The following is a 22,882-nucleotide window of genomic DNA, read 5'->3' on the forward strand; positions in this document are numbered from 1 at the left end:
ATATAAGATCTTAGCCCTTGAGGCTATTAATTTAAAAGAAAAAATAAAATTATGTAAACAAACCTTAAGTAGCCAATTTGGCTACTCATTTTCAAGAACGAATTAAAATTATGTAAAACAGAGGTAACGAATATGAACAACAACTTTAACAATATGGATGATCTTTTCAATCAACTAATGGGAAACATGGGTGGTTTTCGCTCGGAAAGCCGTCGCTACATGATCAATGGTCGTGAAGTGACACCGGAAGAATTCGCCATTTACCGCCAAACGGGTCAACTTCCAAATGAAGGAAGTGAGCAAGTGCAACACCAGCAAGGCAAAGGAATGAAACAAGATGGAATCCTTGCGAAACTGGGCCGTAACTTGACCGAAGAAGCCCGTGAAGGAAAATTGGATCCGGTCATCGGACGCAACAAAGAAATTCAAGAAACGGCTGAAATCCTGTCTCGTCGTACCAAGAACAACCCTGTCCTTGTAGGGGATGCAGGTGTTGGTAAAACAGCGGTTGTAGAAGGCTTGGCCCAAGCTATCGTGAACGGAGATGTTCCAGCAGCTATCAAGAATAAAGAAATCATCTCGATTGATATTTCTGGTCTTGAAGCTGGTACGCAATACCGTGGTAGCTTCGAAGAAAATATCCAAAATATGATTCAAGAAGTCAAAGCGATGGGTAATGTCATCCTCTTCTTTGATGAAATCCACCAAATCCTTGGTGCAGGTAGCACAGGGGATGGGCAAGGATCTAAAGGTCTTGCGGATATCTTGAAACCAGCTCTTTCTCGTGGTGAATTGACCGTGATTGGGGCAACCACTCAAGATGAATACCGCAACACCATCTTGAAGAATGCGGCCCTTGCTCGTCGTTTTAACGAAGTCAAGGTTAATGCTCCATCAGCTGAAGATACGTTCAAGATTCTTCAAGGGATCCGTGATCTTTACGAAAAACACCACAATGTTGTCTTGCCAGATGAAGTCTTGAAAGCAGCAGTTGATTATTCTGTCCAATACATTCCACAACGCAGCTTGCCAGATAAGGCGATTGACTTGGTCGATGTGACAGCTGCTCATTTGGCAGCACAACACCCAGTGACAGATGTACATGCGGTTGAGCACGAAATCCAAGCGGAAAAAACAAAACAAGAAGAAGCTGCCGCTAAAGAAGACTATGAAGCAGCCTTAAATGCAAAAATTCGTATCGAAGAACTCGAAAAACAAATTGCTAACCATACAGAGGATCACAAGGTGACTGCTACTGTAAATGATGTAGCTGAGTCTGTCGAACGGATGACTGGAATCCCAGTATCACAAATGGGTGCGACCGATATCGAACGCTTGAAAGATATGGGTCACCGTTTGCAAACGAAAGTTATCGGTCAAGACAAGGCGGTTGAAGCCGTTGCCAAAGCGATCCGTCGGAACCGTGCAGGCTTTGACGAAGGGAACCGTCCAATCGGTAGCTTCCTCTTTGTAGGTCCTACTGGTGTTGGTAAGACTGAGTTGGCTAAACAATTGGCCCTCGATATGTTCGGAACGAAAGATGCCATCATCCGTTTGGACATGTCAGAATACAGCGATCGTACAGCTGTTTCTAAATTGATTGGTACAACTGCTGGTTATGTTGGTTACGATGATAACAACAATACCTTGACAGAACGCGTCCGTCGCAATCCATACTCAATCGTCCTTTTGGACGAGATTGAAAAGGCGGATCCTCAAGTGATCACCCTTCTCCTTCAAGTCTTGGATGATGGTCGTTTGACAGATGGTCAAGGAAATACGGTTAACTTCAAGAATACCGTAATTATCGCTACTTCAAACGCTGGCTTTGGTTACGAAGCCAACTTGACAGAAGATGCGGACAAACCAGAACTCTTGGATCGTTTGAAACCATTCTTCCGTCCTGAATTCCTTAACCGTTTCAACGCTGTGATCGAGTTCTCACACTTGAGCAAGGAAGACCTTTCTAAGATTGTTGACTTGATGTTAGTAGAAGTGAACAAAACTCTTGCTAAGAAAGACATTGACTTGACAGTGAGCGATGCTGCCAAAGAATACATGACTGAAGAAGGCTATGATGAAGTCATGGGCGTACGTCCACTCCGTCGGGTCGTTGAACAACAAATCCGTGATAAGGTGACAGATTTCCATTTGGACCATCTTGATGCTAAACACTTGTTGGCAGATATGGAAGATGGAGAGCTTATTATTCGAGAGCATGGTGATGCGAACGAAGGGAAAGAAACCCCGGCAGAATAAGATTTTGTGAGACTAGGCTAAGAAGAAATTCTTAGCCTTTTTCATGAGCCGTTAAATGAACAATTAGTTGATTTTACTAGACACATTTTTTCGATTTTTTGCCCAGAAAGTGAAAAATGTTAAAAAATACCCTTATTTTTCTCTTTTTTACCCTATTTTTTAGGTCAAAATGAGCTATTCTGAGCACAATAAGCAAGATTTGCTAATAAATGAGGAAATCCACGATATAATATATAAAAGATTAAATTTAGAGGAAATGGGTGTATTTTATGAAAACTCCAATTGATATTTATTCGACAAAAGACTATAAGAAAGTAGAAGCTGTTGTTCAGCTGATGGTGGACGGAAAAGTTACAAGCTATCGCGTTGCAACTGAAACAGACATCAGTAAGATGAGCCTTGCAACCTTGACAAAGGGAACAAGTAAGATTAAAAACATCACTTACCAAACAGCGATTTTGTTGATTGATTGGTATGATCAAAATCATGAAAAATATGGTATCACGATTGATTAGAAGAAGACCAATTTTTTATGGTTTTTTTCTTTTTGTCCAGTTCATTTTGTTAGGAGGCTGGCTTCAACTTTTGTGCCGGTCGTTTTTTTGTATTGAAGTTCATGAGTCCCCCTATCTGGTGAATAATCCGTCCAGGGACTTATTTTTACTGAAAATCAGGGCTTCATATTGAAAATGCCTATAAAATTTGCTATAGTAGTGCATATATGATTTTAAAAGGAGAAAAGGTATGCAAGGTGGCAGTACATTTCTAGTGATGCTCTTGGTGATGGTCGGAATGATGTTCTTCATGAGCCGTAGCCAAAAGAAACAATACCAAAAACGGATGGAAAGCTTGAACAAACTTCAAAAAGGGTATGAAGTGATTACCATCGGTGGTTTGTATGGAACAGTTGATGAAGTAGACACTGAACGGAAAACCGTTGTTTTGGACGTGGATGGCGTATACCTCACATTTGAATTGACAGCTATTAAAACAGTTTTGCCAGTTTCAGAAGGGGTGACAGCTGGTGCAGTTGAAGGCGCTGGCGAATCAGATTCTATCATTGACGGTGAATAATAAGAAGGAGCGATCAAAAGGTCGCTTTTTTCATTTTTAGATATATACCCTCTAGAAAAGGGGCTAGACTGCCATTTTAAGCGGATTTATGATATAATGAAGCGATAAAAACAGTGAAATAGGTAGAAAAACATGTTTCGTTTTAAAAAGAAAGAAAAGTTAAGTGTACCTCTAGAAGTGCCCAAGCATATTGGAATCATCATGGATGGGAATGGTCGTTGGGCCAAAAAACGGATGCAACCTCGTGTCTTTGGGCACAAAGCTGGCATGGAGGCTCTGCAAGAAGTAACCATCGCAGCCAAGGAGATGGGAGTGCAAGCCCTAACGGTCTATGCTTTCTCAACTGAAAACTGGACCCGTCCTCAACAAGAAGTGAGCTTTATCATGAATCTTCCAGTAGAGTTTTACGACCGCTTTGTTCCAGAACTTCATAGAAATAATGTAAAGATTCAAATGATTGGGGAGGTTTCCCGTCTTCCGAAGGAGACCTTGGAGGCTCTAGAAAAAGCAGAGGCTTTAACTCGTTCAAATACAGGCTTGATTCTGAATTTTGCCTTGAATTATGGGGGACGGGCTGAGTTGACTCAGGCAGTCAAACAAATTGCCCAAGAAGTTTTAGATACTCATTTAAATCCAGAGGATATTTCAGAAGAAATCATCGCAGATTACTTGTATACTAGTAGCTTACCCAAGGATTTTCGGGACCCTGATTTGATTATTCGAACGAGCGGTGAGATTCGTTTGAGTAATTTCTTGCCATGGCAAGCAGCTTATAGCGAGCTTTACTTTACGGATGTGATGTGGCCTGATTTTGGAGAAAAGGCATTGCAGGATGCCATAGTAGAATACAGCCATCGTCATCGACGCTTTGGTGGTGTATAGGAGAGATAAATATGACAAAAGATTTACAGAAACGAGTGATTTTTGGAGGAATCGCCCTAGCTTTCTTCATCCCGACGGTACTTTTTGGAGGAGTCTTTTTCCAGATTGTTGTAGGACTCATTGCGATGTTGGGGGTTCATGAATTGCTCAAAATGAAAGGACTTCAGACGGAAACAATCGAAGGAGCTTTAGCCATGCTGGCAGCTCTGGTACTGACCTTACCTCTTGAGAGCTATCTCCCTTTCTTACCAGTTGGTGGGAACTTTATCGCTTATGGTTTACTGGTCTTGCTGTTGATGGGGACCACCGTCCTAGCTCAAGGCTATACCTATGATGAAGTTGTCTATCCTATTGCCTCTAGTTTTTATGTTGGCTTTGGATTCCATGCCCTGATTCAAGCGCGTATGGCTGGTGTTGATAAGGTCTTGTTGGCCCTCTTTATCGTCTGGGCAACCGATTCGGGTGCCTACTTCATTGGTAGTCAATTTGGAAAGAGAAAACTGTTACCAAGAGTATCACCCAACAAGACTGTTGAAGGAAGTCTTGGAGGGATCGCTTGTGCTGTCGTTGTGACGATGATCTTTATGATGCTAGATCGTACCGTTGCGGGCTCTTACGGTTGGGTGACCATGATTCTCTTTACCATTCTTTTCAGTATAGCAGCTCAGTTTGGTGACCTAGTCGAAAGTGCCATCAAGCGCCATTTTGGAGTGAAAGACTCTGGCCGTTTTATTCCTGGTCATGGTGGTGTCTTGGATCGATTTGATAGCTTGATTTTTGTTTTCCCACTAATGCTATTCTTTGGTCTGTTTTAAACAGAAGTCATCCCATCATCAGTTAAAACGAAGGAGCGTGTATGCAATTTATTGCCTTTATTATCATTTTTGGCGTCATTGTCCTGGTGCATGAGTTCGGCCATTTCTATTTTGCAAAGAAATCAGGCATCCTTGTTCGCGAGTTTGCGATTGGGATGGGGCCCAAGATTTTTGCCCATGTAGGCAAGGACGGAACAGCCTATACTATTCGAATCCTTCCATTGGGGGGCTATGTCCGAATGGCAGGCTGGGGCGAAGATACGACAGAGATTAAGACAGGAACGCCTGTCAGTCTAACTTTGAACCCTGATGGAACAGTTGTTCGGATTAACCTTTCTGGGAAAAACATCGACCAGACGGCTCTTCCCATGAATGTCACAGATTTTGATTTTGAGGATAAACTGGAAATCACAGGAATCGTCATCGAAGAGACCAAGACCTATCCTGTCCACCATGATGCGACCATCGTTGAGGAAGATGGGACAGAAGTTCGGATTGCTCCTCTGGATGTGCAGTATCAAAATGCTAGTATCTGGGGACGACTCATTACCAACTTTGCGGGTCCCATGAACAACTTTATCCTAAGCATTGTCGTCTACTCTCTCCTAGCCTTCATGCGGGGAGGTGCAGTGGACTACTATAGCAACCATGTTCAAGTGGTTCCACAAGGAGTAGTGGCTAAGGCAGGTCTGAAGGACAACGACCAAATTGTTCAAATCAATCAATATAAGATTTCCAACTGGGAAGAGTTGACAGATGCCGTACAAAAGGCTACGGACGGCAAAGGAAAGAATCCTGAAATAACCATTCGCTATGAGCGCGATGAAAAAACTCAAGAAGTGACCGTCAAACCTGAAGAAGATGGTGGACGCTATTACATCGGTGTCACCAATGCGGTAAAGACTGGATTCTTCGATAAACTTTTCTCAGGTGTAACGGATACCTGGTACACAGCAACTCGTATCTTTACTGCCTTGAAGGATATCATCTTCCACTTTAGTTTGAACAAATTAGGTGGTCCAGTGGCGATCTACAAAGCCAGTTCACAAGCGGCGGAGCTCGGTCTTCCAGCTATCCTATCCTTGATGGCCATGTTGTCTATTAATATCGGAATCTTTAACTTGATCCCCATTCCGGCCTTGGATGGTGGAAAAATCTTGATCAATCTGATCGAGCTCGTCCGTAGAAAACCGCTGAAGCAGGAGGTAGAAACCTACTTGACCCTTGCTGGAGTGGCGGTCATGGTTATCTTGATGATTGCCGTGACTTGGAACGATATAATGAAATTATTTTTGAAATAGAAAAGGAATGAATCTGAATGAAACAAAGTAAAATGCTTATTCCAACACTTCGCGAAATGCCAAGCGATGCGCAGGTCATCAGCCACGCTTTGATGCTCCGTGCTGGATATGTTCGTCAAGTATCAGCAGGTGTTTATTCATATCTGCCACTTGCAAATCGTGTGATTGAAAAAGCTAAGAAGATCATGCGCCAGGAATTTGACAAGATTGGCGCTGTTGAAATGTTGGCTCCAGCCCTTCTCAGTGCTGACCTTTGGCGTGAATCTGGCCGTTATGAAACTTACGGGGAAGACTTGTACAAATTGAAAAATCGTGAGAAGTCAGACTTTATCTTGGGTCCAACTCACGAAGAAACTTTCACAGCTATTGTCCGTGATTCTGTTAAGTCTTACAAGCAATTACCATTGAATCTCTACCAAATCCAACCTAAGTACCGTGATGAAAAACGTCCACGTAATGGACTTCTTCGGACCCGTGAGTTCATCATGAAAGATGGCTACAGCTTCCACGCTAACTACGATAGCTTGGATGTGACCTATGATGAATACAAGGCAGCCTACGAGCGTATCTTTACTCGTAGTGGCTTGGACTTTAAAGCCATCATCGGTGACGGTGGAGCCATGGGCGGTAAGGATAGTCAAGAGTTTATGGCTATCACACCTTCTCGTACAGACCTTGACCGTTGGGTGGTGTTAGACAAGTCAGTCGCATCATTTGATGAGATTCCTGAAGAAGTTCAAGAAGAAATCAAGGCTGAATTGCTCAAATGGATGGTTTCTGGTGAGGATACCATTGCCTACTCAAGTGAATCTAGCTATGCGGCCAACCTTGAAATGGCAACTAATGCCTACAAACCAAGCAACCGTGTTGTGACTGAAGAAGAAGTAGCTCGCGTGGAAACACCAGGTGTTAAATCGATTGATGAAGTCGCAGCCTTCTTGAATATCTCTGAAGAGCAAACAATCAAGACCTTGGTTTACATCGCAGACGAGGAGCCAGTTGTGGCCCTACTCGTGGGCAATGACCAGCTCAACGAAGTCAAATTGAAAAACTATCTTGGAGCAGATTTCTTGGAACCTGCAACTGAGGCAGAAGTGAAAGAATTGTTGGGGGCGGACTTTGGTTCACTTGGTCCAGTCAATCTTCCAGAAAATGTCAAGATTATCGCAGACCGCAAGGTACAAGATAGCCGTAATGCTGTTGTTGGTGCCAACCAAGATGGCTACCACTTGACGGGTGTCAACCCAGGTCGAGATTTCGTTGCTGAATATGTAGATATCCGTGAAGTACGTGAGGGTGAAATTTCACCAGATGGCCAAGGTGTGCTCAACTTTGCACGTGGTATCGAGATTGGTCACATTTTCAAACTTGGGACTCGTTACTCAGCAAGTATGGGAGCGGATGTCTTGGATGAAAATGGTCGTGCAGTCCCAATCATCATGGGATGCTATGGTATCGGTGTCAGCCGTCTCCTTTCAGCCGTTATGGAACAACACGCTCGTCTATTTGTCAATAAGACTCCTAAAGGTGAATACCGTTACGCTTGGGGCATCAACTTCCCTAAAGAATTGGCGCCGTTTGATGTGCACTTGATTCCAGTTAATGTCAAGGACGAAGCAAGTCTTGAATTGACTAGCAAGATCGAAGACCAATTGGTCAAGGCTGGCTATGAAGTCTTGGTGGACGATCGTAACGAACGTGCAGGCGTTAAATTTAGCGATAGCGACTTGATCGGCTTGCCAATCCGTGTAACAGTTGGGAAGAAAGCAGCTGATGGCATCGTGGAAGTGAAGATTAAAGCTTCTGGTGATACAATTGAAGTGCATGCAGACAATTTATTAGAAACTCTTGCTATTTTAAATAAATAAGCAATAGTAGAAGGCTAGGATGCTCAATACCCTAGCCTTCTTTTTTGTAAGCTGAGCTAGCTAGCTGAAAGGACCTTCTGACAGTCGAAAAGTTAGGTAAAATATGATAAAATAAAGGCTAGTAATTTGTCAGGGAGAAATCATGTCAACTAGCTTTGAAATCTTAATGAATCAGTTAGGAATGCCTTTGGAAATGCGTGAATCAGGCGCTTTTCGAGGGGCTGAAATCCAAGAGGTCATCGTCCATAAGCTCAGTCGTGTTTGGGAATTTCGTTTTGTTTTTGCCGAAATTCTACCCATCACGATTTTTCAGGAGCTCAAAAACCGCTTGGCTGAGGAGTTTTCAAAGACAGGAAATCGAGCGGTGTTTGAGATTCAGGTAAAGAATCCAACTTTCAGTGAGGAGCTCTTGCAAGCCTATTACCAGGAGGCTTTTGAAGATGGTCCCTGTGCGAGTCAGGGCTTTAAGAGCATGTATCAACATCTGCAAGTCCGCTCTCAAGGAGAAGAGCTGATCATTAGTGGTCCTTCATCTGTGGATACGGAGCACCACCGGAAAAACCATTTGCCCAATCTCGCTAGTCAATTGACCAAGTTTGGTTTTCCTCATTTCCAGTGTCGGGTCGAGGCGGATGACCAGTTGACAGAAGAGCTGCAACAGGCCTTTGAAGCTGAGAAAGATCAAATCTTCCAAGCAGCTAATGAAGAAACCTTGCGGGCCATGGAGTCCTTGTCTCAAATGGCTCCTCCACCAGCAGAGGAAAAACCAGTCTTTGATTTCAAAGCCAAGAAGGCTGTGGCCAAGCCCAAGCTGGACAAAGCAGAAATCACTCCTATGATTGATATCACGACAGAAGAGAACCGCATTGTCTTTGAAGGGGTGGTCTTTGATGTCGAGCACAAGGTGACGAGGACAGGTCGGGTCTTGATCAATTTCAAGATGACCGACTATACTTCCAGTTTTTCCCTTCAAAAATGGGCTAAAAACGAAGAAGAAGCTCAGAAGTTTGACATGATCAAGAAAAACTCTTGGTTGAGAGTTCGTGGCAACATCGAAGTCAATAACTTTACCCGAGATTTAACCATGAATGTCCAGGATATCCAAGAAGTGGTCCACTATGAGCGCAAGGATCTGATGCCAGAAGGTGAGCGTCGGGTCGAGTTCCATGCCCATACCAATATGTCGACCATGGATGCCCTACCTGAAGTCGAGGAGCTAGTCGCAAAAGCCGCCAAATGGGGACACAAGGCTCTTGCCATTACCGATCACGGCAATGTGCAGTCCTTCCCTCATGGTTACAAGGCAGCTAAAAAGGCTGGTATCCAACTCATCTATGGGATGGAAGCCAATATTGTCGAAGACCGCGTGCCGATTACTTACAATGAAGTCGATCTAGACCTTCATGAAGCAACCTATGTGGTTTTTGACGTGGAAACGACAGGACTCTCAGCGATTTACAATGATCTGATTCAGGTTGCCGCTTCTAAAATGCACAAGGGCAATATCATTGCTGAATTCGATGAGTTCATCAATCCAGGGCATCCCATTTCTGCCTTTACAACGGACCTGACAGGCATTACCGATGACCATGTTCGCAATGCCAAACCTTTGAAACAGGTCTTGGAGGAGTTCCAGGAATTCTGTCAGGATGCGGTTTTGGTTGCCCATAATGCCACTTTTGACGTGGGCTTCATGAATGCCAACTATGAGCGTCATGGCCTTCCCAAAATCACTCAGCCAGTAATTGATACACTAGAGTTCGCTCGGAACCTCTATCCGGAGTACAAGCGTCATGGTTTGGGGCCCTTGACCAAGCGGTTTGGGGTTGCCTTGGAACACCACCACATGGCCAACTATGACGCGGAAGCGACAGGTCGCTTGCTCTTCATCTTTATCAAGGATGTAGCAGAAAAACATGGCGTGACCAATTTAGCTAAGTTAAATGTGGATTTAATTAGTCCGGATTCCTACAAAAAGGCACGGGTCAAACACGCAACCATCTATGTCAAGAACCAGACCGGCTTGAAAAATATGTTCAAATTGGTCTCTCTTTCCAATACTCAATATTTTGAGGGCGTTCCTCGGATTCCCCGGACAGTTTTGGATGCCCACCGGGAAGGCTTGATCCTGGGATCGGCTTGTTCTGAAGGAGAGGTCTTTGACGCGGTCGTCTCTCAAGGAGTTGACGCGGCAGTCGAAGTGGCCAAGTATTATGACTTTATTGAGGTGATGCCTCCAGCCATCTATGCCCCCCTCATTGCCAAAGAGCAGGTTAAGGATATGGATGAGCTCCAGACCATCATCAAGAGTTTGATTGAGGTGGGAGATCGCCTTGGCAAGCCGGTCCTCGCGACAGGAAATGTTCACTACCTTGAGCCCGAGGATGAGATCTATCGAGAAATCATTGTCCGCAGTCTCGGGCAAGGAGCTATCATCAACCGGACTATCGGCCATGGGGAAAACGCTCAACCAGCCCCTCTGCCAAAAGCCCATTTCCGCACAACCAATGAAATGCTGGATGAATTTGCCTTTCTAGGAGAAGATTTAGCACGAAAATTGGTCATTGAAAACACCAACGACCTGGCAGAAATCTTTGAACCCGTTGAAGTGGTTAAAGGAGACTTGTATACCCCATTTATTGACAAGGCCGAAGAAACAGTTGCCGAATTGACCTATCAGAAGGCCTTTGAAATCTATGGCAATCCGCTCCCTGATATTGTTGATTTGCGGATTGAAAAAGAATTGACCTCTATCCTGGGGAATGGCTTCGCCGTGATCTATCTGGCTTCCCAACTCTTGGTGCATCGCTCCAATGAACGGGGTTACTTGGTGGGTTCACGGGGATCCGTCGGATCCAGTTTCGTAGCGACCATGATTGGGATTACCGAGGTCAATCCGCTCTCGCCACACTATGTCTGTGGTCAGTGTCAGTACAGTGAGTTTATCACGGATGGTTCTTATGGTTCAGGCTTTGATATGCCAAATAAGGACTGTCCAAACTGTGGACACCAGCTTAGCAAAAACGGCCAAGACATTCCGTTCGAGACCTTCCTTGGTTTTGATGGGGACAAGGTACCCGATATCGATTTGAACTTCTCAGGGGAAGACCAGCCGAGCGCTCACTTGGATGTCCGTGATATTTTTGGGGAAGAATACGCCTTCCGGGCAGGAACAGTAGGTACGGTTGCGGCCAAGACAGCCTATGGTTTTGTCAAGGGCTATGAGCGGGACTATGGCAAGTACTACCGAGATGCCGAGGTAGAACGTCTGGCCCAAGGAGCAGCTGGGGTTAAACGGACGACCGGTCAGCACCCAGGGGGAATCGTTGTTATTCCTAACTACATGGATGTCTATGACTTCACCCCTGTTCAGTATCCAGCAGATGATGTGACAGCCGAATGGCAAACCACTCACTTTAACTTCCACGATATCGATGAGAACGTCCTCAAGCTCGATGTCCTGGGACACGATGATCCGACCATGATTCGCAAACTTCAGGACTTATCAGGTATTGATCCAAACGATATTCCTATGGATGATCCTGGTGTCATGGCTCTCTTCTCAGGAACCGATATCTTAGGAGTCACACCGGAGCAAATCGGTACCTCAACCGGTATGCTGGGAATCCCAGAGTTTGGGACCAACTTTGTTCGGGGCATGGTGGATGAGACCCATCCAACCACCTTTGCCGAGTTGCTTCAGCTGTCAGGGCTGTCTCACGGTACCGATGTATGGTTGGGAAATGCCCAAGACTTGATCAAGGCTGGGATTGCCGACCTATCGACCGTTATCGGATGTCGGGATGACATCATGGTTTACCTCATGCACGCTGGCCTAGATCCAAAAATGGCCTTTACCATCATGGAGCGGGTGCGGAAAGGCATGTGGCTCAAGATTCCTGAAGAAGAGCGCAATGGCTATATCGAGGCCATGAAGGCTAACAATGTCCCAGAATGGTACATCGAGTCTTGTGGAAAAATCAAGTATATGTTCCCTAAAGCCCATGCGGCAGCCTACGTTATGATGGCCTTGCGGGTGGCTTACTTTAAGGTTCATCATCCGCTCTACTATTACTGTGCTTACTTCTCAATCCGTGCCAAGGCCTTTGATATCAAGACTATGGGTGCAGGCCTAGAAGCTGTGAAAGCGCGGATGAAGGAGATTGCTGAAAAACGCAAGAACAACGAAGCTTCCAATGTGGAGATCGACCTCTACACGACCCTTGAAATTGTCAATGAGATGTGGGAGCGTGGCTTCAAGTTTGGGAAGCTAGACCTCTATCGCAGTGATGCGACGGAATTCATCATCGATGGAGACACCCTCATCCCACCATTTGTCGCCATGGATGGATTGGGAGAAAACGTCGCCAAGCAGATTGTACGAGCTCGCAAAAAAGGAGAATTCCTCTCTAAAACAGAGTTGCGCAAACGTGGCGGTGTCTCCTCAACCTTAGTGGAAAAGATGGACGAGATGGGAATCCTTGGTAATATGCCAGAAGACAACCAGCTCAGTCTCTTTGATGATTTGTTTTGATGGATAAATGATTTTTATTCAAAAGAATTAGCCACTCTTAACTACAGATTCATATGAATTTGTAGTTTTTTTAAAAATACAATAAAGGCGGATGAAATGGGTATTCAATTTACTTCAAAAAAGGTTGGAGAGCTATTGAAAGAAGGGAATTTGCGGATTCCTTCTTATCAAAGACCTTATAAGTGGAACAGAAAGCATATTCGTAATCTTTTTTATGATTTACGAGATGCTATGGAAAAAAAGGAATATCAAGTTGGCTCTGTAATCTTGCATGATAATAATGGATACTTAGATATTGTAGATGGACAACAACGGCTAATTTCTATTTCTTTATTTCTTCATTCATTAGAAGAGTTAAAGGATTATGAAGGCGCTAATCAACTTTTAGGTGCTGAATTTGGAGAGATATCTTGCTATCATGCGAGCGAAAATTATAACGAGTGGAAAAATTTAACTCAATTGGTTGGTGCAAACCAGGCAAAAGATATTTGCAAATTTTTATTGGAAAATTGTTCTATTTCTTGTATCATCATGCCAGAGGAACGTTTGGCAGAAGCCTTTCAATTATTTGATTCTCAGAATAATCGTGGAAAATCTTTAGAACCTCATGATTTACTTAAAGCCTATCATCTGCGTCAACAAGACTCAGATGATGAAAAAATTGTTGAGAAATGGGAGCAGTTTGTGGAAGATGACGATTTAAGTCTGAAAGATCTATTTGATATGCATCTTTTCCGTATGAGACGTTGGTCTAGGGGAGAAACAGGATTAACCAATAAGCGTTATGGTTCTTATCTGCGTTTTACAGAAGATTTTATTGATGATTTTAAAGGTGTTGATTTAAGTCAGAATTTTCCATACCTAGAATTATACCGTCATATTGAAAACTTCCCTATGTCAATAACCATGCCAATCATTGATGGAAGTGAATTTTTTAAGTATATTGAATCTGTCCATCAAACGATTAAAGATCATATAGATGTTTTGAATAAACAGTTAGGAATTTCTAATGATACTAAGAGGACAGAAAATAGTTCAGATTATCCAGAAGGTATGTCGAAAATTTACAATAGTTCAAAAGGACGCTATATCAAGTGTCATAATTTGTTTCTAAATATTTGCTTGCTTTTTGCAGAGAGATTTGGAAAAGAAGAGCTATCAAAAGAAATAGTAGAGACCTTGTTTATTTGGGCTTACTACCCGCGTGTAAAGTCTCGTGCTATATATGATGCTACAGTAGGAAACTACGCTGCAGGCGGGAAGTTCAGACAAAGAGAAGTTCAAAAACTTTTCCAAATTTTAGCCCATGCTGTAACTCCAAATGATTTCATGATTAAGATAGATAGAGAATTATTTGAAAATTATACTGTGGAGCAGATTATAGCGGAGGAAAGAGAGAAATGGTAGAGACACATATCAGCTTGTCTGTTGATTGTTTATTAAACGAAGATAGCTATGCTATTCCTCTATATCAGAGAAATTTTTCTTGGACTTATGATGAGATTGAACAATTATTGAACGATGTAGCAGATGCTTATCAAGAAAAGAGAGACAATTACTATATTGGAACATTAGTTGTCAATGAAGAGAATGGTCTTTTCAAAATTATTGATGGTCAACAACGAACAACAGCACTTAATTTAATTGCTTTGGTTTTGAAAAATGAGTTTGATTGTGACAGATTAGAGGCGGTTCATTTAACTTTCCCAGCTCGGAGAAGATCAAATGAGAATATTCAAAAACTATTTATCAATGAAAAAATTTCTGAGGACGATGAAAATGAATTAACTATAGGTTACAGACATGCTAAAGATGCCTTGAAAAAAGTGCTAGGAGAGCGCCAACTTGAACCTCAGCCCTTCGTTGATTATCTTTTTAATAAAGTCATCATTTTTCGAAGTATACTTCCTAAAGATTTGAATTTGAATCTTTATTTTGAACGTTTTAACTCTCGAGGTGAACAACTAGAAGCTCATGAAATCCTTAAGGCACAAATGATGTCTAAATTTGGTGCAGATCAAGAAATGGCACAAAAATTTGCGAGAATCTGGGATGCCTGTGCAGAGTTTGATAAGCCGGTATTAAAAGCTTTTCAAATCCGAAGCAGACCAAATAATACTAATGAAGAGGGAGAGAAAATTTTTGGAGAAAAATTTAATACCTTCAAATTGGAAAGTGTATTTGAGAAAATAAGTGTAAAAAAAATTGAGCAACGGAGTTTACTAGATGCAATTACTCAGACAAAATATGAAAGCAGTATCTTAGTAAATTATGGAGCAGATATTTCAAATTATACGACTGTAATTGATTTTCCAACGTTTTTGCTTCAAGTTTTTTTTATCATGGAAGGAAGTAATGAAACTACATTTGATGATAAAAAATTATTGAAAATTTTTGAAATTGAACGACGAGATAGAGAATGGGTCCAACAATTTGGGCAACTACTTCTGACTATGAAGCATATATTTGATACGCTTATCGTAAAAAATGTCCAATTAGAAAATGAAACAGAATGGCAAATAAAACGAGGTCAGTATGAGACATATCAACGAAATGAAAATGGAGGATGGAAATATGTTCGAATTAATTTTCAAAAAAACACTTTTGACAATTTACATAAAAATATTATCCACCTCCAATCCATGTTTGCTGTGACCTTTACTGCCAATCGTGATAGTCGTTGGTTATATGAGATCTTACAATTTCTCTACAAGCATATTGAAGAGTTAAATCAAGCAGAATTTGCTAGTCTGTTTAAGGATTTTCTTGAGAAAATGGCTGTGAGATATGCTGAGGGAAGATTGTTCACCGAGGAAGATATTATTAAGAAATATGGTGACATTCCTGTTTATGCATTTAATTTTATTGATTACATCTTATGGAAAAATCGTGAAGAGTTAGGAAGGAAGTATAAAGGTGTTAAATTTGATCATTTCAAATTTGCTTATCGTCGTTCCATAGAGCATTGGTTCCCACAACATCCAAATAGTGATGAAAAAATTGAGAAAATGGATGATCAATTCTTACACTCTTTTGGGAACCTTTGTATCATTACAGATAGTCAAAATTCAAAATTTGGAAATTTAGTCCCGAGTGCAAAATATAAACAGTGGGAAGGAATTTTTGATCGTCAGAGTCTAAAGTTACAAATAATGGCTAATATAACAGAAAAAACTAAATGGGAATCATATCAAATAAAAGGACTTGAAAAAGAAATTTTACCTATGGTCAAAAGATTCATAGAAAGTAAGTCATAAGAATTGCCTTGATCATTAATTTAAAAAGGCTATTGTATATCCAATAGATTTACAGTAGCCTTCTTTTTTGTTATAATAATTAATAGAAAGAAGGTGAGAATATGTCAAAGACGAGCATGAGTATTCGTTTGGATAGTGAGGTTAAGGAGCAGGCCCAGCTAGTGTTTAATCATTTAGGGATGGATATGACAACAGCTATCAACATTTTCCTTCGTCAGGCTATCCAATATCAGGGCTTACCTTTTGATGTTCGATTAGACGATCATGGGAAGTTGCTCCAAGTCGTAACGGATGTAGAGCAAAATCGGAATATGAGTCAACCCTTTGAATCAGTCTCAGACTTGATGGAGGACCTGCGTGCTTAAGATTCGTTATCATAAACAGTTTAAAAAAGATTTTAAGTTGGCAATGAAGCGTGGTTTGAAGGCAGACTTGTTAGAAGAAGTTTTGAATTTTCTGGTTCAAGAAAAAGAACTTCCTGTCAGATATCGTGACCATCAATTGACTGATTCCAAGCATTTCCAAGGTGTTCGGGAGTGTCATATCCAGCCGGATTGGCTTTTGGTTTACAAAGTAGATAAGGATGAATTGATTTTAAACTTGCTGAGGACAGGAAGTCACAGTGATTTATTTTGATTGATTCAACGATCCTTGCTCGGTTTGAGGTTGGCTAATGATAGAAAAGAAAAAAAGAGCAACACCCTGGAAGTCAGGGAAAGTCGTTTCCATTCGCCTACGGAATGGTGTCTATGTCTTAGCACAAATGGTGCGAGAGCCCTATCTGGTATTTTTTAACTATTTTAAGGAGGAAAATAGCTGGAAGGAAGTGACCTTGAAAGAGGAGAATATTCTCTTTTGTAAAGCAGTCACTCGTCAGTTTCTACGCTATAGTCCTGTAACGATTATCAAAGATCTTGCCCCTCTCTTAGATTATCGGTTACCCAAAGAATGGATTTATAGCCATATGGGAGGGCATCCGATTACGGTTTCGGTGAAGGGACGGGAGCGCCAAGTAGCTGGTTTTGGTCATCGGCTTTCCTTGGTTCAGGCGGATAAGGATAGTGGCCAACCAGAGGATAATCCTCTAATGGGACTCTTCCAAGCCTATATCCTACCAAATATCCAAGAGCAAGATTGGGAGCGGGTCGGTCAGGCTGAGCTCATGTCACTTGAAGTCTTTCCGACACTCAATGAACGTCTTTATCTCTGCTTTCTCTACGGGAAAAATGTGAATCCAGAGCTAGATATCTCTTTGGGAAAGCCCCTGCCCGATGATTATGAAACTTATCTCGATATTCTTACCAACAGCCCAGAGGCAAGACGCCTTTATCTAGGTGAAGAGGATGCTAAGAAAGGAATAAAACGATGAGAGTAAAAATATTTGCAGAAGATAAACCTGCTCAAAAAACATTTAATTATCAATTAGAGCTAGATACTGATACCATTTTAAAAGTAACTGGCCTGGTCTGCGCCACTGTGGTGGTAGCAAACCTCTTGTCACTCTTAAAGGATTAATATAGAAAAGGATTGAAAATGGTTTTACCAAATTTTAAAGAAAACTTAGAAAAATACGCAAAATTGTTGGTTGCGAACGGCATCAACGTGCAACCTGGCCACACCTTGGCTTTGAACATCGATGTGGAGCAAAGAGAATTGGCCCACTTGATCGTGAAAGAAGCCTATGCCTTGGGGGCGCATGAAGTGATTATCCAATGGGCAGATGACTTCACCAACCGGGAAAAATTCCTCCATGCACCGATGGATCGCTTGGACAATGTACCAGACTACAAAATTGCTGAGATGAATTACCTCTTGGAACACAAGGCAAGTCGCTTAGGTGTGCGCTCGTCCGATCCAGGTGCCTTAAACGGCGTCGATGCAGAGAAACTTTCTGCTTTTGCCAAGGCTTTGGGCATGGCCATGAAACCAATGCGCATCGCCACTCAATCCAACAAGGTCAGCTGGACCGTTGCTGCGGCAGCAGGTTTAGAATGGGCGAAAAAGGTCTTTCCAAATGCGGTTAGCAACGAGGAAGCAGTTGATCTCCTGTGGGATCAAATCTTCAAGACTTGCCGGGTGTACGAAGAAGACCCAGTCAAGGCTTGGGAAGAACATGCAGCCATTCTCAAGAGCAAGGCAGATACACTCAATAAAGAACAATTCTCAGCCCTTCATTACACAGCACCAGGCACCGATTTGACTCTTGGCTTGCCGAAAAATCACGTTTGGGAATCTGCCGGAGCTATCAATGCTCAAGGCGAAGGCTTCTTGCCAAACATGCCAACTGAAGAAGTCTTCACAGCCCCTGACTTTCGTCGTGCTGAAGGTTATGTAACATCTACAAAACCACTTAGTTACAATGGGAACATTATCGAAGGCATCAAAGTGACCTTTGAAAATGGAGAAATCGTAGATATCACAGCTGAAAAGGGTGATCAAGTCATGAAAGATTTGGTCTTCAAAAACAAGGGAGCGCGTGCCTTGGGAGAGTGTGCCCTCGTACCAGATCCAAGCCCAATTTCACAGTCAGGCATCACCTTCTTTAACACCCTCTTCGATGAAAATGCCTCTAACCACTTGGCTATCGGGGCAGCCTATGCAACCAGTGTAGAAGGTGGCGCAGAATTTACAGAAGAAGAACTCGAAGCAGCTGGCCTCAACCGCTCAGACGTCCACGTCGACTTCATGATTGGCTCAAACCAAATGGATATCGACGGCATCCGAGAAGACGGTACCCGCGTCCCAGTCTTCCGCAACGGAGATTGGGCAATATAGGGAGCAGGACAGAAATCAGTAACTCGAAGAGTTTGATTTCTACCTCGCTTTTCGGTTTTAAGGCTCGGGCAAAAAAGGTCCACCGGACCTTTTTAGTCCCCCCACCCAGTTGATTAGGAAGAGGGCCTTGCTCCGCAATCCCTATCCGCCACTTCAAAACAGTGTTTTGAGCCATCAACGACTGCGCCGAGAGATAGAAATCAGGTACTCAGAGCCTTTGTTTTTAGAATACATCAATAAAGAGTTTGGTTTTAAGAGCCAAGCTCTTTTTTTGTCCGCTAGTTTTAATGAAATATAGGGATAAAATTTTATAGCTTCTTCTCTTAATTAAAGAACTTTTCAAAGAAGCCTTGACGGGGGGACTCTTTCTAGATAGACTGGAAGTAAGCGTTTACACAAAACAAATTTTAGGAGGTCCTGATGAAATCACATCAACCACGTTATGCTATTCGCAAGTATGCTGTAGGAGTTGCTTCGGTACTGGTTGGCTTTTTTGCTAGCGGTCAAGTTGTAGCAGCAGATACGCCAAGCGTTACAGAAAGCTCTGCAACGACTCTACCGACACAGCCAAGTGAAGGAGACTTGCCTCTTTCTGCTACGGAGGAAGCTCCTCAGCCGGTAGTAGAAAAACCAATTGTTCCTGCTCCAATCGTTGATCAAAGTCAGCCGACCCTACCTGATCGAGAATTGCGCGCATCTGATCTTGATCGCTTGATTCGTGAAGAAGCGATCTCTGTCACAGAAGCTGATGTAGCAGCTCAACCAGTGACAGCAGCGACGGAAACACGCGCTAAAGATCCTGAACAAGAAGAAAAATTGGCCAAGAAAAAAGTCATCTCTATTGATGCGGGTCGCAAGTACTTCTCACCTGATCAAATCAAGGAAATCATTGATGAAGCTAGTAAGACGGGCTATACCGACCTACATCTCTTAGTGGGAAATGATGGTTTGCGCTTTGTCCTTGATGACATGTCCTTGCAAGTAGGAGATGCGTCCTACTCAAGTCAAGCGGTCAAAGAGGCAGTTGAAAAAGGAACCAAAGCTTACTATGACGATCCAAATGGAACAGCCTTGACGCAGGCTCAAATGGATGACATTTTGGCTTATGCTAAATCCAAGAATATAGGCGTGATTCCAACAATTAATAGCCCAGGGCACATGGATGCAATCCTAACCGCTATGGAGCAATTAGGGATCGAAAACCCTCACTTTAATTACTTTGGTACGAAAAAATCAGAACGGACCGTTGATTTAGACAATCAAAAAGCCCTAGATTTCACAAAAGCCTTGGTGGACAAGTATGCGGCTTATTTCAGTGGCAAGACAGAAATCTTTAACATTGGCTTGGACGAATATGCCAATGATGCAACAGATGCCCATGGTTGGCAGGTTCTCCAAGCTAGCAAGCATTGGCCAGATGAAGGCTATCCAGATAAAGGCTACGAAAAATTCATCCAATATGCCAATGATCTAGCGGCTATTGTGAAAAAACACAAGATGAAACCAATGGCCTTCAACGACGGTATCTACTACAATGGCGACACCTCCTATGGAACTTTTGATAAGGATATCATTGTATCCTACTGGACAGGTGGTTGGAACGGCTATGATGTGGCTTCATCCAAACTCTTGTCTGAACTAGGCCATCAAATCCTTAATACCAATGATGCTTGGTACTATGTCCTCGGTCGGGATAAAGCTGGATCTGGTTGGTACAATCTCGATCAAGGTCTCGAAGGGATTTCTAAATCTGCTATTGATGCTGTTCAAAAGAATGATGGGGCTAAGGTTCCATTTATCGGTGGGATGGTAGCTGCCTGGGCAGATACGCCATCTGCAACCTACAAAAAAGAGCTTCTCTTTAAGCTCATGCAGGCTTTTGCGGATAAGAACGCAGATTATTTTGTAGCAGATCCTGAAGTGGTTGAAAAAGCTCTTGCGGAAGCTCCAACTGATTTGGACCATTACACTCCAGAATCGCTAGTAGCCTTTACAGCAGCGAAAAAGGCGCTAGAAGGAGTGGGAGCAGAAACGACACGAGCAGAAGCCAAAGAACTGATTGCTTCTCTTAAAGCCGCTCAAGAGGCCTTAGTCCATACAGAAAGCTATGCCAAAGAGTTGGCAGACAAGGAAGCTGCTGAAAAACTAGCCAAGAGCAAGGTAATTTCCATTGACGCAGGACGCAAATACTTCTCGCTGGATCAGTTGAAACGAATCGTGGATAAGGCCAGTGAGCTGGGATATTCTGACTTGCACCTCCTTGTCGGAAATGATGGCATGCGCTTCGTACTCGATGATATGACCCTGGAGGCAAATGGCAAAACCTATGCTAGCGACGATGTGAAGGCTGCTCTCCTGGAAGGAACCAAGGCCTATTATGACGATCCAAATGGTCAAGCTTTGACCCAAGCAGAAATGGATGAATTGATAGCTTACGCGACTTCTAAAGGAATTGGCTTAATCCCAGCAGTCAATAGTCCAGGCCACATGGATGCCATCTTGGTAGCGATGCAAAAACTAGGTATCGAACATCCGCAAGCGACCTTTGATACAGTGTCCAAGACAACCATGGATCTGACCAACGAAGAAGCAGTCAACTTTACCAAGGCTTTGATTGGTAAGTACATGGACTATTTTAAAGGCAAGTCTAAGATCTTTAACTACGGAACAGACGAATATGCCAATGATGCCACCAATGCTCAAGGTTGGTACTACCTCAAATGGTATGAGCTCTACGGTAAATTTGCGGACTACGCCAACAGTCTCGCTGCCATGGCTAAAGAAAAAGGCTTGCAACCAATGGCCTTTAACGATGGCTTCTACTATGGAGACGAAGATGATGTTGCCTTTGACAAAGATGTCTTGATTTCTTACTGGTCTAAAGGATGGTGGGGTTATAACCTCGCATCTCCTCAATATCTAGCAAGCAAGGGGTATAAATTCCTTAACACTAACGGAGATTGGTACTATATCCTCGGTCAAAAACCTGAAGATGGTGGTGGCTTCCTCAAGAAAGCTATCGAAAATACTGAAAAAACTCCATTCAACCAGCTAGCTTCAACTAAATATCCTGAGGTTGATCTTCCTACTGTTGGTAGTATGGTAGCTATTTGGGCAGATAGACCAAGCGTTGAGTACAAGGAAGAGGAAATCTTTGAACTTATGACTGCCTTTGCCAACCACAATAAGGACTATTTCAAAGCTGACTATACAGCCCTTCGTGCGGCCCTTGCAAGTGTTCCAACAGATCTTTCCATCTATACAGAGGAATCTCGTTCAGCTCTTGCAAAAGTCTTGGATACATTGAACTGGACTGTCAGTCGTGCTCATCAAGAAAAGGTTGATGAGCAAGTGACAAGCCTAACACAAGCTCTCAGCCAGTTGAAACCAATCACCCAAGTGGGAAGTCAAGCAGAAAATGATGTCAGAGCCTTGGTAGAAGACAAACCAAGCTTGGAAATCGTTGAAAAAGAACTAGATTTTGAAGTCGTTGAACGTACGAATCCAGACTTGGCCAAGGGTGAACGAAAAGTGGTTCAAGCAGGTGCCAAAGGCCAGCATCGTGAATTTGTTGCGGTCTCTGCTCTTGATAAGAGCCGCCAAGTGGTAGGAACAGAAGTTTCGAAAGAAGCTGTTTCTGAGATTGTGGAAGTGGGCACCAAGGAGGCAGAAGTGATCACTCCGACTCCAGGTTTACAGGATACTCCAAGTCCTCAACCAGACTTACCTCAAGTTGGTCAAGGAGGTCATCATCAAGTAAGACCAGTAGCTCCTGAAGTGAAGCAGCTTGTGAACGCTCAACCAGCTCCAGTCGCTTCAGAACAAAAACCAGTGGAAGAGGCTAAGCCAGCACCGGTGCAAGATCAAACACGGTCTAGCCATCAGCTTCCTGAGACTGGACAAGAGTCTATTTTAGGGTTGGCCTTGCTTGGAGCAATCTTAGGAGCGACAGGGATGGGTCTCAAAGGACGGAAAGAAGACTAATCAGCCCCCCGATTGAACTAAGTTTTTCTATTTTCCAGAGATGGAAAAGGAAAGACTTGGTTCTTTTTTTGACTTCAAAACTGTACCCGGACAGTCATGGCTTTTCTGCCTTGTTCAGCTTGGATGAACTTGA

16 protein-coding genes are annotated in these 22,882 nt (G+C 42.9%); all 16 read left to right on the forward strand.

Annotation, left to right across the window (positions count from 1 at the left end; translation table 11 throughout):
• The first annotated feature begins 132 nt into the window (after positions 1-132).
• The gene (locus E5S68_RS08980) at positions 133-2,259 is read left to right on the forward strand and encodes an AAA family ATPase (protein WP_135783252.1); all 2,127 of its coding nucleotides are present in this window, start codon (positions 133-135) and stop codon (positions 2,257-2,259) included.
• Positions 2,260-2,528: 269 nt separating this feature from the next.
• Complete coding sequence (locus E5S68_RS08985) at positions 2,529-2,774, forward strand: hypothetical protein (RefSeq protein WP_135783253.1); 246 nt, start codon at positions 2,529-2,531, stop codon at positions 2,772-2,774.
• Between the two features lie 229 nt (positions 2,775-3,003).
• Positions 3,004-3,333: a preprotein translocase subunit YajC gene (gene yajC / locus E5S68_RS08990; RefSeq protein ID WP_135783254.1), complete on the forward strand. Its 330-nt coding sequence runs from the start codon at positions 3,004-3,006 to the stop codon at positions 3,331-3,333.
• 132 nt (positions 3,334-3,465) lie between these two features.
• Positions 3,466-4,215 carry an undecaprenyl pyrophosphate synthase gene (locus E5S68_RS08995; RefSeq protein ID WP_135783255.1) on the forward strand — a complete coding sequence of 250 codons (750 nt, stop codon included), beginning with the start codon at positions 3,466-3,468 and terminating at the stop codon, positions 4,213-4,215.
• Positions 4,216-4,226: 11 nt separating this feature from the next.
• Positions 4,227-5,030 carry a phosphatidate cytidylyltransferase gene (locus E5S68_RS09000; RefSeq protein ID WP_135783256.1) on the forward strand — a complete coding sequence of 268 codons (804 nt, stop codon included), beginning with the start codon at positions 4,227-4,229 and terminating at the stop codon, positions 5,028-5,030.
• 41 nt (positions 5,031-5,071) lie between these two features.
• On the forward strand, positions 5,072-6,331 hold the full coding sequence (rseP, locus tag E5S68_RS09005; RefSeq protein ID WP_135783257.1) for an RIP metalloprotease RseP: 1,260 nt from the start codon (positions 5,072-5,074) through the stop codon (positions 6,329-6,331).
• Between the two features lie 17 nt (positions 6,332-6,348).
• Complete coding sequence (locus tag E5S68_RS09010; RefSeq protein WP_135783258.1) at positions 6,349-8,199, forward strand: proline--tRNA ligase; 1,851 nt, start codon at positions 6,349-6,351, stop codon at positions 8,197-8,199.
• Between the two features lie 142 nt (positions 8,200-8,341).
• Complete coding sequence (locus tag E5S68_RS09015) at positions 8,342-12,733, forward strand: PolC-type DNA polymerase III (RefSeq protein ID WP_135783259.1); 4,392 nt, start codon at positions 8,342-8,344, stop codon at positions 12,731-12,733.
• A gap of 96 nt (positions 12,734-12,829) precedes the next feature.
• Positions 12,830-14,140: a DUF262 domain-containing protein gene (locus E5S68_RS09020; protein ID WP_135783260.1), complete on the forward strand. Its 1,311-nt coding sequence runs from the start codon at positions 12,830-12,832 to the stop codon at positions 14,138-14,140.
• Positions 14,134-15,990 carry a DUF262 domain-containing protein gene (locus tag E5S68_RS09025; RefSeq protein ID WP_135783261.1) on the forward strand — a complete coding sequence of 619 codons (1,857 nt, stop codon included), beginning with the start codon at positions 14,134-14,136 and terminating at the stop codon, positions 15,988-15,990. Before E5S68_RS09020 ends, E5S68_RS09025 begins: the two co-directional genes overlap by 7 nt.
• Before the next feature lie 101 nt (positions 15,991-16,091).
• Positions 16,092-16,355, forward strand: a complete 264-nt coding sequence (locus tag E5S68_RS09030; protein ID WP_009732165.1) for a type II toxin-antitoxin system RelB/DinJ family antitoxin — start codon at positions 16,092-16,094, stop codon at positions 16,353-16,355.
• Positions 16,348-16,626 (forward strand): type II toxin-antitoxin system YafQ family toxin, encoded by a 279-nt coding sequence (locus E5S68_RS09035; RefSeq protein WP_009732166.1) that lies wholly within the window; start codon positions 16,348-16,350, stop codon positions 16,624-16,626. The genes E5S68_RS09030 and E5S68_RS09035 overlap by 8 nt, the downstream gene beginning before the upstream one ends.
• Before the next feature lie 37 nt (positions 16,627-16,663).
• Positions 16,664-17,359 (forward strand): DUF8309 domain-containing protein, encoded by a 696-nt coding sequence (locus E5S68_RS09040; RefSeq protein WP_135783262.1) that lies wholly within the window; start codon positions 16,664-16,666, stop codon positions 17,357-17,359.
• Positions 17,356-17,505 (forward strand): hypothetical protein, encoded by a 150-nt coding sequence (locus E5S68_RS10590; RefSeq protein WP_167470860.1) that lies wholly within the window; start codon positions 17,356-17,358, stop codon positions 17,503-17,505. The genes E5S68_RS09040 and E5S68_RS10590 overlap by 4 nt, the downstream gene beginning before the upstream one ends.
• An 18-nt stretch (positions 17,506-17,523) precedes the next feature.
• Positions 17,524-18,765, forward strand: coding sequence for an aminopeptidase (locus E5S68_RS09045; protein ID WP_135783263.1), 1,242 nt, complete (start codon positions 17,524-17,526; stop codon positions 18,763-18,765).
• Positions 18,766-19,185: 420 nt separating this feature from the next.
• A complete protein-coding gene (locus tag E5S68_RS09050) occupies positions 19,186-22,749 on the forward strand; it encodes a family 20 glycosylhydrolase (protein ID WP_135783264.1) in 3,564 nt (1,187 codons plus the stop codon).
• Positions 22,750-22,882: the final 133 nt, after the last annotated feature.

Origin of the sequence: Streptococcus rubneri (genome assembly GCF_004785935.1) — a bacterium.
In the GTDB taxonomy this organism is placed as follows: domain Bacteria; phylum Bacillota; class Bacilli; order Lactobacillales; family Streptococcaceae; genus Streptococcus; species Streptococcus rubneri.

Bases quoted from the DNA above. Each gene is read 5' to 3' on its own strand.
- E5S68_RS08980 (WP_135783252.1), top strand. From the start codon at position 133: ATGAACAACAACTTTAACAATATGGATGATCTTTTCAATCAACTAATG.
- E5S68_RS09050 (WP_135783264.1), top strand. From the start codon at position 19,186: ATGAAATCACATCAACCACGTTATGCTATTCGCAAGTATGCTGTAGGA.
- E5S68_RS09000 (WP_135783256.1), top strand. From the start codon at position 4,227: ATGACAAAAGATTTACAGAAACGAGTGATTTTTGGAGGAATCGCCCTA.
- E5S68_RS10590 (WP_167470860.1), top strand. From the start codon at position 17,356: ATGAGAGTAAAAATATTTGCAGAAGATAAACCTGCTCAAAAAACATTT.
- yajC (WP_135783254.1), top strand. From the start codon at position 3,004: ATGCAAGGTGGCAGTACATTTCTAGTGATGCTCTTGGTGATGGTCGGA.
- E5S68_RS08995 (WP_135783255.1), top strand. From the start codon at position 3,466: ATGTTTCGTTTTAAAAAGAAAGAAAAGTTAAGTGTACCTCTAGAAGTG.
- E5S68_RS09020 (WP_135783260.1), top strand. From the start codon at position 12,830: ATGGGTATTCAATTTACTTCAAAAAAGGTTGGAGAGCTATTGAAAGAA.
- rseP (WP_135783257.1), top strand. From the start codon at position 5,072: ATGCAATTTATTGCCTTTATTATCATTTTTGGCGTCATTGTCCTGGTG.
- E5S68_RS09010 (WP_135783258.1), top strand. From the start codon at position 6,349: ATGAAACAAAGTAAAATGCTTATTCCAACACTTCGCGAAATGCCAAGC.
- E5S68_RS08985 (WP_135783253.1), top strand. From the start codon at position 2,529: ATGAAAACTCCAATTGATATTTATTCGACAAAAGACTATAAGAAAGTA.
- E5S68_RS09025 (WP_135783261.1), top strand. From the start codon at position 14,134: ATGGTAGAGACACATATCAGCTTGTCTGTTGATTGTTTATTAAACGAA.
- E5S68_RS09015 (WP_135783259.1), top strand. From the start codon at position 8,342: ATGTCAACTAGCTTTGAAATCTTAATGAATCAGTTAGGAATGCCTTTG.
- E5S68_RS09045 (WP_135783263.1), top strand. From the start codon at position 17,524: ATGGTTTTACCAAATTTTAAAGAAAACTTAGAAAAATACGCAAAATTG.
- E5S68_RS09040 (WP_135783262.1), top strand. From the start codon at position 16,664: ATGATAGAAAAGAAAAAAAGAGCAACACCCTGGAAGTCAGGGAAAGTC.
- E5S68_RS09030 (WP_009732165.1), top strand. From the start codon at position 16,092: ATGTCAAAGACGAGCATGAGTATTCGTTTGGATAGTGAGGTTAAGGAG.